Source organism: Streptococcus nidrosiense, from assembly GCF_042140045.1.
Lineage (GTDB): Bacteria > Bacillota > Bacilli > Lactobacillales > Streptococcaceae > Streptococcus > Streptococcus nidrosiense.
Map to the genome: position 1 here is coordinate 1,216,162 of NZ_CP152419.1, position 13,191 is coordinate 1,229,352.

General features: G+C 38.9%; 15 protein-coding genes and 1 other annotated feature. Of the genes, 11 read left to right on the forward strand and 4 right to left on the reverse strand.

The genetic code is table 11. From position 1 onward, the window contains the following. Positions 1-181: 181 nt before the first annotated feature. Both AAFQ93_RS05765 and AAFQ93_RS05770 read right to left on the reverse strand, forming a co-directional pair. Entirely contained in the window at positions 182-922 is a 741-nt protein-coding gene (locus tag AAFQ93_RS05765; RefSeq protein WP_049503260.1) for an amino acid ABC transporter ATP-binding protein, read from the reverse strand. After that, positions 922-3,096, reverse strand: a complete 2,175-nt coding sequence (locus AAFQ93_RS05770) for an ABC transporter substrate-binding protein/permease (protein WP_375554900.1) — start codon at positions 3,094-3,096, stop codon at positions 922-924. The genes AAFQ93_RS05765 and AAFQ93_RS05770 overlap by 1 nt, the downstream gene beginning before the upstream one ends. Positions 3,097-3,277: 181 nt before the next feature. Here AAFQ93_RS05770 and uvrB point away from each other — a divergent pair, with 181 nt between their 5' ends. The 7 genes from uvrB (at position 3,278) to AAFQ93_RS05805 (ending at position 8,975) form a co-directional block, all read left to right on the forward strand. Continuing rightward, positions 3,278-5,266 carry an excinuclease ABC subunit UvrB gene (uvrB, locus tag AAFQ93_RS05775; protein WP_375554901.1) on the forward strand — a complete coding sequence of 663 codons (1,989 nt, stop codon included), beginning with the start codon at positions 3,278-3,280 and terminating at the stop codon, positions 5,264-5,266. Between the two features lie 9 nt (positions 5,267-5,275). Next, positions 5,276-5,839, forward strand: coding sequence for a GNAT family N-acetyltransferase (locus tag AAFQ93_RS05780; RefSeq protein ID WP_375554902.1), 564 nt, complete (start codon positions 5,276-5,278; stop codon positions 5,837-5,839). Further along, entirely contained in the window at positions 5,805-6,302 is a 498-nt protein-coding gene (locus AAFQ93_RS05785) for a GNAT family N-acetyltransferase (RefSeq protein WP_375554903.1), read from the forward strand. The genes AAFQ93_RS05780 and AAFQ93_RS05785 overlap by 35 nt, the downstream gene beginning before the upstream one ends. Before the next feature lie 93 nt (positions 6,303-6,395). Further along, a complete protein-coding gene (locus AAFQ93_RS05790) occupies positions 6,396-7,022 on the forward strand; it encodes an NAD(P)H-dependent oxidoreductase (protein ID WP_375554904.1) in 627 nt (208 codons plus the stop codon). Between the two features lie 528 nt (positions 7,023-7,550). Then, positions 7,551-8,057: a hypothetical protein gene (locus AAFQ93_RS05795; protein ID WP_375554905.1), complete on the forward strand. Its 507-nt coding sequence runs from the start codon at positions 7,551-7,553 to the stop codon at positions 8,055-8,057. Beyond that, complete coding sequence (locus AAFQ93_RS05800; RefSeq protein WP_375554906.1) at positions 8,054-8,485, forward strand: hypothetical protein; 432 nt, start codon at positions 8,054-8,056, stop codon at positions 8,483-8,485. The genes AAFQ93_RS05795 and AAFQ93_RS05800 overlap by 4 nt, the downstream gene beginning before the upstream one ends. Before the next feature lie 22 nt (positions 8,486-8,507). Continuing rightward, positions 8,508-8,975 (forward strand): 8-oxo-dGTP diphosphatase, encoded by a 468-nt coding sequence (locus tag AAFQ93_RS05805; RefSeq protein WP_060955587.1) that lies wholly within the window; start codon positions 8,508-8,510, stop codon positions 8,973-8,975. On the opposite strand, the gene AAFQ93_RS05810 is transcribed toward AAFQ93_RS05805, so the two are convergent. Together AAFQ93_RS05810 and AAFQ93_RS05815 are read right to left on the reverse strand one after the other, a co-directional pair. Continuing rightward, a complete protein-coding gene (locus tag AAFQ93_RS05810; RefSeq protein ID WP_075228334.1) occupies positions 8,972-9,487 on the reverse strand; it encodes a transcription repressor NadR in 516 nt (171 codons plus the stop codon). The two genes, AAFQ93_RS05805 and AAFQ93_RS05810, sit on opposite strands and share 4 nt — an antisense overlap. Before the next feature lie 18 nt (positions 9,488-9,505). After that, positions 9,506-10,033 (reverse strand): ECF transporter S component, encoded by a 528-nt coding sequence (locus AAFQ93_RS05815; protein WP_001095969.1) that lies wholly within the window; start codon positions 10,031-10,033, stop codon positions 9,506-9,508. A gap of 176 nt (positions 10,034-10,209) precedes the next feature. After that, positions 10,210-10,345 (forward strand) — a sequence feature (ribosomal protein L10 leader region). A 38-nt stretch (positions 10,346-10,383) separates the two neighbouring features. Between AAFQ93_RS05815 and rplJ the strand changes: the two genes are divergently transcribed. From rplJ to glyQ, 4 genes are all read left to right on the forward strand, one after another. Further along, positions 10,384-10,884: a 50S ribosomal protein L10 gene (gene rplJ, locus AAFQ93_RS05820; RefSeq protein WP_001287269.1), complete on the forward strand. Its 501-nt coding sequence runs from the start codon at positions 10,384-10,386 to the stop codon at positions 10,882-10,884. Positions 10,885-10,957: 73 nt separating this feature from the next. Then, entirely contained in the window at positions 10,958-11,323 is a 366-nt protein-coding gene (rplL, locus tag AAFQ93_RS05825; RefSeq protein ID WP_001196968.1) for a 50S ribosomal protein L7/L12, read from the forward strand. A 398-nt stretch (positions 11,324-11,721) separates the two neighbouring features. Further along, on the forward strand, positions 11,722-12,093 hold the full coding sequence (locus AAFQ93_RS05830; RefSeq protein ID WP_000912012.1) for a GFA family protein: 372 nt from the start codon (positions 11,722-11,724) through the stop codon (positions 12,091-12,093). Between the two features lie 35 nt (positions 12,094-12,128). Next, positions 12,129-13,046: a glycine--tRNA ligase subunit alpha gene (glyQ, locus tag AAFQ93_RS05835; protein WP_000038760.1), complete on the forward strand. Its 918-nt coding sequence runs from the start codon at positions 12,129-12,131 to the stop codon at positions 13,044-13,046. Positions 13,047-13,191 lie beyond the last annotated feature (145 nt).

The window sequence follows — 13,191 nt, forward strand, 5'->3', positions numbered from 1 at the left end:
AGGGTTGCCTTACCGTACTCAAGTACAGCTTGCGGCTAGCTTCCTAGTTTGCTCTTTGATTTTCATTGAGTATTAGGAGAAACCGAAGTAAATCTTTCCACAATAAAACGCATAATATCAAGTTTTTTATACCTGATACAATGCGTTTTTTTGATTATAAAGACTTTTAGCCCTATCTCTTCTAGGCGTTTAGAACCTTGTCTAAAAATTCTTTAAGACGAGGATGTTGTGGGTTATCAAAGATTTGGTCGGGTGTTCCGTCCTCGAGGAATTCTCCGTCAGCAGTAAAGATCACACGATTGGCAACCTTGCGGGCAAATCCCATTTCGTGGGTTACGATGATCATGGTCATGCCTTGTTCAGCTAATTCCTTCATAACGTTAAGAACGTCGCCGACCATCTCAGGGTCAAGGGCAGAAGTTGGTTCGTCAAAGAGCATGATATCAGGGTTCATGGCTAGACCGCGAGCGATAGCCACACGTTGTTTTTGTCCACCTGATAGACTTTCAGGATTTGCATTAGCCTTATCAGCAAGTCCAACTTTTTCAAGGAGTTCCATTCCCAATTTTTCAGCTTCAGCCTTAGTCATCAACTTATGCTCTACTGGAGCGAAAGTGATATTTTCTAATACCGTCATGTGTGGGAAAAGATTGAAGTGCTGGAAAACCATTCCGACATTTTCACGAACGTGGTCCACGTTGGTTGCTTTATCCGTCAAATCATAACCATTAACCGTGATATGACCTTTTGTACCTTCCTCAAGGAGATTCAGACTACGCAAGAAAGTCGATTTACCTGAACCAGAAGGTCCAATGATACAAACAACATCTCCTTCGTAGAATTTTGCTGAGATTCCTTTAAGGACTTTATTTTTTCCATATTGTTTATGTAAATTATCGACATCGATTTTTAATTTAGCCATTATTGAATCCTCTTTTCTAAGCGTTTTGCAAGTCTAGTAAGAAGAGTGATAATCACAAGATAGAAGACTGCGAGAATTGCATACATTTTGAAACTTTGGTAGTTACGAGCAATGATAATCTTACCAGTTTGGAAGAGTTCAACCAGACCGATTGCAGATACGATAGTAGTATCTTTAAGAGCGATAACAAATTGGTTGACGAAGTTTGGAAGCATGAGTTTGGTTGCTTGTGGCAAGACAATCTTACGCATGGTTTTACTGTAAGAGATACCAAGGCTTCGACTGGCTTCCATTTGTCCGATAGGAACAGCCTTAATACCACCACGAACAATTTCAGCAATGTAGGCAGCTGAGTTTAGAGACAGTGCAATTGTTCCAGCGACAAAGTCGTTGATTGGACTCTGTTGACCTGTAAGGGATTCGATAAAGTTAGGAACTCCCCAGAAGATAAAGGCAGCAAGAATCATCAATGGAATACCACGAATCACATCGACAAAGATTTCCGAAATGAGACGAAGTGATTTATAAGGACTAACGCTAAACATACCAAAGATAATCCCAATAACAATCGCAATTGCAAAGGAAATTAGAGCTAGAGAAAGGGTAATTCCTAGTCCGCTGAGGAGTTGTTTATAGTTGTTTTTCAACAAGCCCCAAATAGTAGTTTCGTCAACAGTTGATGATTCACTTGTTGAATCAGTTGCAAGGTATTTATCAAGAATCTTTTGGAATTCACCGCTTGCTTTAAGATTTGCAAGACCGTTGTTGAACATTTCAATCAATTCAGGATTGCTTCCCTTTTTAACTGCAAAAGCAGTTTCACCAATTGGAGTACCTTCGATTGGTGTTTTTAATTTTTGACCCTGACTGATAGAGTATTTAAGAACGGGTTCGTCATCCATCACAGCATCAACTGCACCAGTATTCAAGCTGTCATACATAGATGAACCATCTGCAAAGGTTTTAATTTTATAACCATATTTGCTTTGATTTTCAGTTAAGAAGGTTTGAGAAGCAGTACCATTTTTAACACCAACGGTTTTACCCTTCAAATCTTCATAAGAAGAAATCGTACTTGATTCCTTAACTCCAAGAATCGTATTAGCTGTATAGTAAGAATCTGAGAAATCAAAGGTTTCTTTACGGGCGTCTGTAACAGACATACCAGCAATCATACCATCAGCTTGACCAGATTGAACCGCGTTAATAGCAGCGTCAAATCCTGGGTTGGTGATTTCAATCTCGAAACCTTGATCTTTGGCAATAGCCTTGATTAGATCCATATCAATACCAGTGTACTGGTTGCTTGAGTTCTGGAAAACAAATGGTGCAAATGAAGAATCACTCGCGATAACATATTTTGATTTAACTGGAGTAGCTTTTTGCCCTGCGCTTGTAGTAGAAGTGAGAGAAGTCACTTGTGAACTAGTTTTAGAGGAACTTGTCCATTTGTTGATAATCTTGTTCAAGCTACCGTCTTTTTTCATTTGTGCTAAAGCTTCGTTAAATTCTGTAACTAGGTATTCGTACTTGCTACCTTTTTTAACACCGAAAGCAAAGCTTCCAACGGCTTCTCCGTCCATGTTGATACTGAGATCTTGTCCTTGGTTAATAGCGTACTCGATAACTGGTTTGTCGTCCATAATGGCATTTACAGCACCTGCGCTTAGACTGTTGTTCATCAAATCACCAGTATCAAAGGTTTTGATGGTGAAACCATATTTATCTTTGATACTTTCTAGGAAACGTTGTGCCGCAGTACCGTTTTTAACACCAACAGTTTTACCACTGAGTTCTTCATACTTAGTGATTTTGTTAGATTTAGTCGTTGCGATGACAACTTTTGTATCATAGTAAGTATCAGACATAGTAAAGACGTTTTCACGTTCTTTGGTTTTTGTCATACCAGCCATGATCGCATCTGCTTGCCCTGCTTGGACTGCATTGACAGCAGCATCAAAGCCTGGATAAGACATTTGGATGTTCCATCCTTTTATCTCAGCTACTTTATTGATGATGTCGACATCAATTCCTTTATAAGTCTGGTCTGTATCTTTAAACTCAAAGGGTGCATAAGCAGTATCACTAACAATCTTGATAGTGTCCGCATTAACATAGCCTAGAGAGAATAAGGGAAATAAAAATAATAAAAATGCAAGGATTTTTTTCTTCATGTTTAGTCTCCTTTTTAGAATATTTACCCAATTATAGCAGAAACTAAAAAAGTTGGCAAATATTTTGTGTTTTGATGTAAGAAGATATGACATAAGATGCTGAATGGCAAGAAGTTGAGAATCAGTAAGTCAATCCTTTTTATGGTAAAATAGAAGGATAGAAAAGATGTATGAGGCAATTATGATCAATAGAATTACAGACAACAAATTTAAACTCGTATCTAAATACCAACCTTCTGGGGATCAACCGCAGGCTATTGAGCAGTTGGTAGATAACATTGAGGGTGGAGAAAAGGCTCAAATCCTGATGGGTGCGACTGGTACAGGAAAGACCTATACCATGAGTCAAGTGATAGCTCAAGTTAATAAACCTACTTTGGTCATCGCCCACAATAAAACTCTTGCAGGTCAGCTCTATGGAGAGTTTAAGGAATTTTTCCCAGAAAATGCAGTTGAGTACTTCGTATCTTACTATGATTACTACCAGCCAGAGGCCTATGTGCCATCAAGTGATACCTATATCGAAAAAGATAGCTCGGTCAATGACGAGATTGATAAACTCCGACACTCCGCGACTTCAGCGCTCTTGGAGCGTAATGATGTTATCATCGTAGCATCTGTTTCTTGTATCTATGGTTTGGGTTCGCCTAAGGAATACGCTGATAGCGTCGTAAGTCTGCGTCCGGGTCTTGAGATTTCTCGTGATAAACTCTTGAATGACTTGGTTGATATTCAGTTCGAACGCAATGACATTGATTTTCAGCGTGGAAGGTTCCGTGTTCGTGGGGATGTGGTGGAGATTTTCCCAGCCTCTCGTGATGAGCATGCCTTTCGCGTAGAGTTTTTCGGCGATGAGATCGATCGCATCCGTGAAGTTGAAGCTCTAACTGGTCAAGTTCTGGGCGAAGTGGATCATTTAGCTATTTTTCCAGCTACTCACTTTGTGACCAATGATGACCACATGGAAGTAGCTATTGCTAAGATCGAGGCCGAGTTGGAGGAGCAGTTAGCTGTCTTTGAGAAGGAAGGCAAACTCCTTGAAGCTCAACGCTTGAAACAACGAACAGAATACGATATTGAGATGCTCCGTGAGATGGGCTATACAAACGGCGTTGAAAACTACTCACGCCACATGGATGGGCGGAGCGAAGGAGAGCCTCCTTATACTCTTCTCGACTTCTTCCCAGATGACTTCCTGATTATGATTGATGAAAGCCACATGACCATGGGGCAAATCAAGGGCATGTACAATGGTGACCGTTCTCGTAAGGAAATGTTGGTTAATTACGGTTTCCGTTTGCCGTCTGCCTTGGGCAATCGTCCCCTTCGTCGTGAAGAGTTTGAAAGTCATGTTCACCAGATTGTCTATGTTTCAGCGACACCTGGTGATTATGAGATGGAACAAACGGACACCGTGATTGAGCAAATCATACGTCCGACAGGTCTTTTGGATCCAGAAGTGGAAGTCCGTCCGACTATGGGACAAATTGATGATCTTTTGGGTGAAATCAATGCCCGTGTTGAAAAGAACGAACGGACCTTTATTACAACCTTGACCAAGAAAATGGCAGAAGATTTGACGGATTACTTTAAGGAAATGGGCATCAAGGTCAAATACATGCACTCAGATATCAAGACTTTGGAGAGGACAGAGATTATCCGTGACCTGCGTTTGGGTGTTTTTGATGTCTTGGTAGGAATTAACCTCCTTCGTGAAGGGATTGACGTACCTGAAGTAAGTTTAGTTGCCATTCTCGATGCTGATAAGGAAGGCTTCCTTCGTAATGAGCGTGGACTCATTCAGACCATTGGTCGTGCTGCCCGTAATAGTGAGGGGCATGTCATCATGTATGCTGATACTATGACTCAATCTATGCAAAAAGCCATCGATGAAACGGCCCGCCGTCGTCAGATTCAGATAGCTTATAATGAAGAACACGGTATCGTGCCACAAACTATTAAGAAGGAAATCCGTGATCTTATTTCTGTTACCAAAACTGTGGCTAAAGAAGAGGACAAGGAAGTCGATATCAATAGCCTTAACAAACAAGAACGCAAGGAATTGGTTAAGAAACTGGAAAAACAAATGCAAGAAGCCGTCGAAGTGCTTGACTTTGAACTCGCAGCTCAGATTCGTGATATGATGCTGGAAGTCAAGGCTTTGGATTGAGGGATAAATATGCTCGATTTAAGAAAACTAATAGAAGAAGATTTGGTGCCTTTGTGGGAAATTGCTTATTCACAATCTAATCCAATTTGGAAGCAGTATGACGCTCCCTATTATGACGATTATCAGTATTTTCCTAATTTTCAAGAATTTAAACTACAAAAATTAGCATCCACTCTAAACAACTCAAATCGCCTTGGTATTTTTGTTGATGATAAACTAGTTGGGACTGTTTCGCGCTACTGGGTATGTAAAGAAACAAGATGGATGGAATTGGGAATTTGTATTTATGATAACAAATTTTGGAACTCTGGAATTGGAAAAGCTGCTATGCTACAGTGGATAGATCGGACATTTCAGGATTACTTGGAGTTGGAGCATCTTGGTTTGACAACTTGGTCAGGAAATTTTGGTATGATGAAATTGGCTGAAAAATTAAGAATGAAAAAAGAAGCTCATATTCCAAAAGTTCGTTATTATCAAGGTGTTTATTATGATAGTATTAAATACGGTATTTTGAGAGAAGAATGGGAGGAAGCAAATGGTCATCACTATCAAACAGATGGAAACTTCTGAAGAGATAGAAGGTAAGTCCCTCATTCATTGGCAAACGTGGAGAGAGGCTTATGACGATCTTTTACCCGCGGATTTTCAGGAGACGATGACATTAGAAAGATGTCGATTCTTTAGTCAAAAATATCCAGAGAATACCTTGATTGCGATGGATGGAAAGAAGGTCGTTGGATTTATCAGCTATGGAAATTTTCGTGATGAAGCCATTCAAGCTGGTGAAATCATAGCCTTATATGTTTTAAAAGATTACTATGGAAAAGGTGTGAGTAAACAGTTAATGCATGCTGCATTTGCTGCTCTTGATCATTTCTCTGAAATTTATTTATGGGTATTGAAAGATAATAAGCGAGCCATTGCTTTCTATCAAAAAATGGGTTTTACTGTTGATGGCCCAGAAAAAATACTTGAACTTGGAAAACCTGTTAAGGAATTGCGGATGGTGTGTTCTTCAAATAAAGATTCCTAAAGACGTATCTATCAATATTTGAACTATTATCAATTAATCAAGTGTAAAGAGCGAAAGAGATTGAATGAAACAAAAAGATGAAGGTGAGAACGAATGAAAATTCTAGTCATCAATGGACACCCTGATAAGGAAAGTTACTGTCAGGCTATTTTTCAAACTATTGTAGAAAACATTGACTCAGGTCGCCATGAACTTGAAGTCATCAACCTTAATGAAGAGGACTTTGATCCTGTTTTACGTTATGGCTATCGAAAACGTATGGAAGAAGATTCTTTTATCCTTCTTTCCCAAGAATTAATCCAGTGGGCGGATCACCTGATCTTTGTTTATCCCATCTGGTGGAGTAGTATGCCGAGCCTTATGAAGGGCTGGATCGACCGGGTCTTTACACCGGGAATTGCATACTCTGCTAATGATCAGGGGAGTTTTATCTGGAATTACCTTAGAGGCAAGCAGTTTAAAAAGTTATTAAAAGGGAAAACAGCCAGTATTTACGCAACCTCCATGGCGCCCACTTGGTGGTACAAAATCTTTTCAGGTCCTATCAACATTCCAGATAGTTATGGGATCTCTGTTTTGAAAAATGCTGTCTTGAATCACTGTGGGATTAAAACCAAGCGCGTGTGCATACTAGGTGAAGTTGGACGGGATGTGAATACAGCAAGTATGCGTGAAGAGCATCTCCAAAAAGTAGCAGCAGAAGTGAAGAAACTATCATGAAACAAAAAAGTAAGAGACAGAAAACATTAAAAAAACACCAGAAATCAAAGCGAAAGATTGGTCTACTGGACCGCATGAATCTGTGTTTTGTGCAACATTCAACAATTGCCTGGATCCTTGATGCAAGCGTTCTGTTCTTTTCTGCTCTAGGAATATTATATCTATTGTACGGAACAACCATTATTCCAAGTCCCTATCGGAAACTGCATTATAGTTTTCCACTTTATTTAAATATCGTTCTTTTGGTGAATGCATCTTATCATACTTTCCCTTCGTACCTTTAGGAAAGACTGGATTTCCTTGCGAAATTTTGCAGAAGTGTTTTTATATCCTAACGGCATTGCTTGTGTATTACAGTTAACGATTGGGATGACCTCTAAAACAGGAAGATGATTACTTCCGATATGGGCATTAGACTATCGCTATATCTGGTTTCCCCTAGTTACTTATTTCATTTTCTTTCTAGTGCCTATTGTGACAATTATAATTTCCAAGTATATTGAAAAGAAAACGGGAAGATTTACTCGAATGAAAAAACATAAAAGAAAATCAAACACAAAAAAGAATTTATCAAGGAAAGAAAATTTTCAGTTTTGGCTGGATTCTCATAAATTTTTAGGATTCTTCCTGGTCCTTGGTCTTGTCCTAGGAATAGGCTTAGGTGTGACTCTAATTTTCAAAAGCCTTCCTATTCCTGAGCCATACAGAGATATCAACTATAGTTTTCCAATATATATAAATCTTTTCTGTCTGGTCTATAGATTATTTGACTATTGGTTCTTAGACTTGTCAAGGACAAGGATGACAATACAAAGATATGCAGAATTATTTATCTATCTTAATAGTATCGGTTTAGTGGTTCATCTCTTTTTTGGGATTGGCGGGAAAAATAGTAAAGGAATTTTGCCTTCTCTCTTGTCCCTAGATCACCGTTACATCTGGTTTCCTATTGCAACTTATCTGATCTTTTTCAGTTTGGCATCTATTATAACTCTAGTAATGAAATATATTGAAAAGAAAAGGAATCAATCATGATGAAACATCTAACTGTATTTAGGTTTATTTATCTTTTGTTCCTGGTATTTGTACTGATTCATTTTATCTTAGGGCTTTTTGGTTTAGCCTTTACACCAGTCTTGTGGAATCTCTGGTTCTTTGGTCTTTGCTTGACTTTATTTATCCAACCATGGACAATCTTTTATAAAACGAGAATTTTTCAGTGGCATCATCTGATTTTTCAGGCTCTTAGCGGATTCTTTGCACTCTTGATCTGGTTCATGACATTTTTCTTCTTTTCCATGGTTCCAGATTCATCTATGCCTATCAATATAGACTACTACGTTAATAAAGAAAATAATGAAATCAGAATCATTAGAGGATCCTTGCTCCATGAAATTCATGAATATCATGACTTGATTAATCCTTTGATTATGAAGTCTAAAGTTAAGTATGTAGAAAATTAAACATTAGAAAGTGAGTCTATGTATGTCTCGAGCACAATTAACGATTTTAACCAATATTTGCTTGATTGAAGACCTTGAAAATCAGCGCGTGGTTATGCAGTATCGATCGCCTGAAACCAACCGCTGGTCTGGCTATGCTTTCCCAGGAGGTCATGTTGAAAATGGAGAAGCTTTCGCTGAATCTGTCATTCGTGAGATATACGAGGAGACAGGTCTGACGATAAAAAATCCTCAACTGGTCGGTATAAAAAATTGGCCTTTAGATTCCGGTGAACGCTATATAGTCTTTTGTTATAAAGCGACTGAGTTCACCGGTACTCTCCAATCATCTGAAGAAGGAGAAGTGTCCTGGGTGCAAAAAGACCAGATTCCAAATTTGGATCTGGCCTATGATATGTTACCCTTGATGGAGATGATGGAAGCTCCTGATAAATCAGAATTTTTTTACCGTCACCGTACAGAAGATGGATGGGAAAAGAAAACCTTCTAATCCTTTACTAAATAACCTAACTTATCCAAGGCCTTCTCGATATAGAGGAGGTCTTGTTCATTTTCAGCTTCGACTAGGTGATAATGGACGCCATCTGTTAATTCAGAAAGTGGTCTAAAGTCAGATCTTTCGACTTGCTCTAAAAAATGCTGAACGTCACGGCGACAAGAGAGTTTGAGCAAGGTTTCAATTTCACCGTAGACAGGATGATCAATCAAGGTATTCTGAACACGTCCCCCATTATCGACGATAGCTAGAAGTTCTTGACCAATTTCTTCCATTTCGTGTTTGACTTTAAACAGTTTGTGAACATACGGATTGGTTTTATTTTCTTTATAAATATAGCCACGATTGGTTGATAAGATCGGAGCCCCATCAGCACGCAGTACTGCAATGTCCTGAACGATAATCTGGCGGGTTACATGAAAACGGTCTGCTAATGTTTGACCATTTAGAGGTTTTTGAGACTCCTTTAACAGTTGTAAAAGAGCTTCTTTTCGATTTTTTGTCATATTCTTCTTTCTAAACGCTTAACGGCGTTTTCTCAATGCTTTATAAACAGCCAAGGCTAAGTAATAGTCTACCATACTATGGATAATAGTACCAAATCCAACTAATACAAACAAGACATAGAACATATTTTTTAAGTCAGTTCCAGTACTAGCATAAAAGATCATACAAGCCAAAACTTCAGCAATAGCATGAACCAAGCCAAGTACAAAGTTAAAAATCAATGAAGATTTCTTATTGTCCAAGGTTTGAGGATGTTTTTGAAGATAGAAAGCACCCAGACTTCCAAAGAATATGTGGGAAAAGGCGCGAAGTACAATGACAATCGGATACCCAGCCATGAGAAATCCTAAACTAGAAGCTATAATAACAAAGATAGCCATCCATGGAGAGAGAAACATGGCGATAAAAATAGCAACGTGACTTCCTAGAGTGTAGGAAGCGGGAGGAATGACAATTTTAAAGGGCATCACCAAAGGAATCAAAATAGCGATAGCTGTTAGCAATGCGGTCAAGGTCATGAATTGTGTTTTCTTTTGTGTATTCATAATAACTCCTTTTAACTGTATATACAGTTGTATAGTACAATAAAAAATCAAACAAGTCAAGAACTAAAATTGATTTTTGATGAGATTATCTTGAAATAAGGTTAAAAAATAAATAAAATTTTTAAAAAATAAGAAAAAAACTCTTGCACTAAACAAAGTAGTATGGTATACTTATATACGGTTTGAAAAAACTGCCTAAGACAGTAGGGGAGCTCGACTCATAAATATCCTACCGAGGACAAAACGTATCATGTAAAAAGAAGCGTATTGTACTTTCGTGTCTAGGTTTGGGCGCGTTTTTCTTTTGGAAAAATTCCCCAAGCAAAATAATTACGGAGGTGAACACACTAATGAGTGAAGCAATTATTGCTAAAAAAGCGGAACTAGTTGACGTAGTAGCTGAAAAAATGAAAGCTGCTGCATCAATCGTCGTTGTAGACGCTCGTGGTTTGACAGTTGAACAAGATACAGTTCTTCGTCGTGAGCTTCGTGGAAGCGAAGTTGAGTATAAAGTTATTAAAAACTCAATCTTACGTCGTGCAGCTGAAAAAGCTGGCCTTGCAGAACTTGCATCTGTATTTGTTGGACCATCTGCTGTAGCATTTTCTAACGAAGATGTTATCGCTCCAGCGAAAATCTTGAACGACTTTGCTAAAAACGCTGACGCACTTGAAATCAAAGGTGGTGCAATCGAAGGCGCTGTCGCATCAAAAGAAGAAATCGTTGCTCTTGCAACTCTTCCAAACCGCGAAGGACTTCTTTCTATGCTCCTTTCTGTACTTCAAGCGCCAGTGCGCAACGTTGCTCTTGCAGTCAAAGCGGTTGCAGACAACAAAGAAGACGCAGCTTAATCTTAAGCTACGCAGCGTAGCCTAGCTACAAAAATATAAACATAAAATATAAACTTATTTGGAGGAAATAACAATGGCATTGAACATTGAAAACATTATTGCTGAAATTAAAGAAGCTTCAATCCTTGAATTGAACGACCTTGTAAAAGCTATCGAAGAAGAATTTGGTGTAACTGCAGCTGCTCCTGTAGCTGTAGCTGCTGCTGGTGGTGCTGAAGAAGCTGCTAAAGATTCATTTGACGTTGAATTGACAGCTGCTGGTGACAAAAAAGTCGGCGTTATCAAAGTTGTACGTGAAATCACAGGTCTTGGTCTTAAAGAAGCTAAAGAACTTGTTGATGGTGCACCAGGTGTCATCAAAGAAGGCGTTGCAGCTGCAGAAGCTGAAGAAATCAAAGCTAAATTGGAAGAAGCAGGAGCTTCAGTTACTCTTAAATAATAGAGTAATTACATTCGTAGCTTAAAAATATGATTAAACCGCTATTCGTAAGAGTAGCGGTCTTTCTTTTTGTGTTCCATGGGGCACAAATTGGGGCAGTTAAATTAATTTGGCTAAGAAATATATAGGACTAGTGATAAAATAATTTTACTTTTTTATTCCTTTTTGATATAATAGACGACAAGAAAGAATATCTTATCGGTAGATCCTAAGCGAGCCTGAGATAGTGAGAGTCAGGTGATTGAGAGATAAGTGTGGCGCTTTCTGTAGTATTTTCAAAAACAATGAAGTAATAAATTAGGGTGGAACCGCGTTTCTGACGCCCCTAGTCGCAAGGCTTGGGTGTTGAAATTCGGTTCTTTTTGAATTCGTCTAATGCCTAAGTAGAAAGGAGCATAATGCTTAAAGGATCTTGTTTATGTAAAGCAGTGACCTACACTCTAGATGAGGAATTATCGGAATTAGTTTTTTGTCATTGCTCATTTTGTCGGAAAGCAACTGCGTCTGCCTATACAGTTAATGCTAAAGTTAGCAGTGAAAAGCTAGTATTGCATGGAAAAGAAAAGCTTGTTTCCTATAGTTCTTCTCCAGGAAAACAGCGTTATTACTGCCAGAACTGTCATAGTCAAATTTTCACTGTTCAAGAAAATATACCAGAAGTCTGTGCTTTGAAACTAGGTACAATAGATGAGTGCGATCAGAATTTACAAACTGTTCCTAAACGTCATATTTTTCAGGACCCAGCCTTTTCTTGGTTGCTTGATAAATAAATCTAAGAAGATAATATAAATTAAAGGAGTAAACAATGTCTAAAAAATTGACTTTCCAGGAAATCATCCTTACTTTGCAACAATACTGGAATGACCAGGGTTGTATGCTCATGCAGGCTTATGATAATGAAAAAGGTGCGGGAACCATGAGTCCTTACACTTTCCTTCGTGCCATTGGTCCTGAACCATGGAACGCAGCTTATGTTGAGCCTTCTCGTCGTCCAGCGGACGGTCGTTACGGGGAAAATCCAAACCGTCTCTACCAACACCACCAATTCCAAGTGGTTATGAAGCCATCACCATCAAATATCCAAGAACTCTACCTCGAGTCGTTGGAAAAATTGGGGATCAATCCTTTGGAACACGATATTCGTTTTGTTGAAGATAACTGGGAAAACCCATCAACTGGTTCAGCTGGTCTTGGTTGGGAAGTTTGGTTGGACGGTATGGAAATCACTCAGTTCACTTATTTCCAGCAAGTCGGTGGCTTAGCAACTGGCCCTGTTACCGCTGAGGTCACTTATGGTTTGGAGCGTTTAGCTTCTTACATCCAAGAAGTAGATTCTGTTTACGATATCGAGTGGGCTCCAGGCGTTAAATACGGAGAAATCTTCCTTCAACCTGAATACGAGCATTCAAAATACAGCTTTGAAGTTTCAGATCAAGACATGCTTCTTGAAAACTTCGAAAAATTTGAAAAAGAAGCTGGACGTGCATTAGAACTAGGTCTTGTGCATCCAGCCTATGACTACGTTTTGAAATGTTCACATACCTTCAACTTGCTTGATGCTCGTGGTGCTGTATCCGTTACAGAACGTGCTGGTTATATCGCTCGTATCCGTAACTTAGCCCGTGTCGTAGCTAAAACATTCGTAGCAGAACGCAAAAAACTTGGGTACCCACTTCTTGACGAAGCTACACGCGCAAAACTTCTAGCAGAAGAGGAAGAATAAAGAGAGCGTATTAGATGGGATTGTCTGATAGAGCAATCCTACAAAAACAGTTGCCGCAGTGATAAAGGTATCGTTAGAGAAACTAACGATACCAGGCAAAATTGGAGACTTTAGGCTCCAATTTTAGCAATGAAACGACGAAGTC

What these genes read in the sequence shown, in the direction of transcription:
- rplL (WP_001196968.1), top strand. Translation starts at nt 10,958, where the DNA reads ATGGCATTGAACATTGAAAACATTATTGCTGAAATTAAAGAAGCTTCA.
- AAFQ93_RS05765 (WP_049503260.1), bottom strand. Translation starts at nt 922, where the DNA reads ATGGCTAAATTAAAAATCGATGTCGATAATTTACATAAACAATATGGA.
- AAFQ93_RS05780 (WP_375554902.1), top strand. Translation starts at nt 5,276, where the DNA reads ATGCTCGATTTAAGAAAACTAATAGAAGAAGATTTGGTGCCTTTGTGG.
- uvrB (WP_375554901.1), top strand. Translation starts at nt 3,278, where the DNA reads ATGATCAATAGAATTACAGACAACAAATTTAAACTCGTATCTAAATAC.
- AAFQ93_RS05790 (WP_375554904.1), top strand. Translation starts at nt 6,396, where the DNA reads ATGAAAATTCTAGTCATCAATGGACACCCTGATAAGGAAAGTTACTGT.
- AAFQ93_RS05795 (WP_375554905.1), top strand. Translation starts at nt 7,551, where the DNA reads ATGAAAAAACATAAAAGAAAATCAAACACAAAAAAGAATTTATCAAGG.
- AAFQ93_RS05830 (WP_000912012.1), top strand. Translation starts at nt 11,722, where the DNA reads ATGCTTAAAGGATCTTGTTTATGTAAAGCAGTGACCTACACTCTAGAT.
- AAFQ93_RS05810 (WP_075228334.1), bottom strand. Translation starts at nt 9,487, where the DNA reads ATGACAAAAAATCGAAAAGAAGCTCTTTTACAACTGTTAAAGGAGTCT.
- AAFQ93_RS05785 (WP_375554903.1), top strand. Translation starts at nt 5,805, where the DNA reads ATGGTCATCACTATCAAACAGATGGAAACTTCTGAAGAGATAGAAGGT.
- AAFQ93_RS05805 (WP_060955587.1), top strand. Translation starts at nt 8,508, where the DNA reads ATGTCTCGAGCACAATTAACGATTTTAACCAATATTTGCTTGATTGAA.
- glyQ (WP_000038760.1), top strand. Translation starts at nt 12,129, where the DNA reads ATGTCTAAAAAATTGACTTTCCAGGAAATCATCCTTACTTTGCAACAA.
- AAFQ93_RS05800 (WP_375554906.1), top strand. Translation starts at nt 8,054, where the DNA reads ATGATGAAACATCTAACTGTATTTAGGTTTATTTATCTTTTGTTCCTG.
- AAFQ93_RS05815 (WP_001095969.1), bottom strand. Translation starts at nt 10,033, where the DNA reads ATGAATACACAAAAGAAAACACAATTCATGACCTTGACCGCATTGCTA.
- AAFQ93_RS05770 (WP_375554900.1), bottom strand. Translation starts at nt 3,096, where the DNA reads ATGAAGAAAAAAATCCTTGCATTTTTATTATTTTTATTTCCCTTATTC.
- rplJ (WP_001287269.1), top strand. Translation starts at nt 10,384, where the DNA reads ATGAGTGAAGCAATTATTGCTAAAAAAGCGGAACTAGTTGACGTAGTA.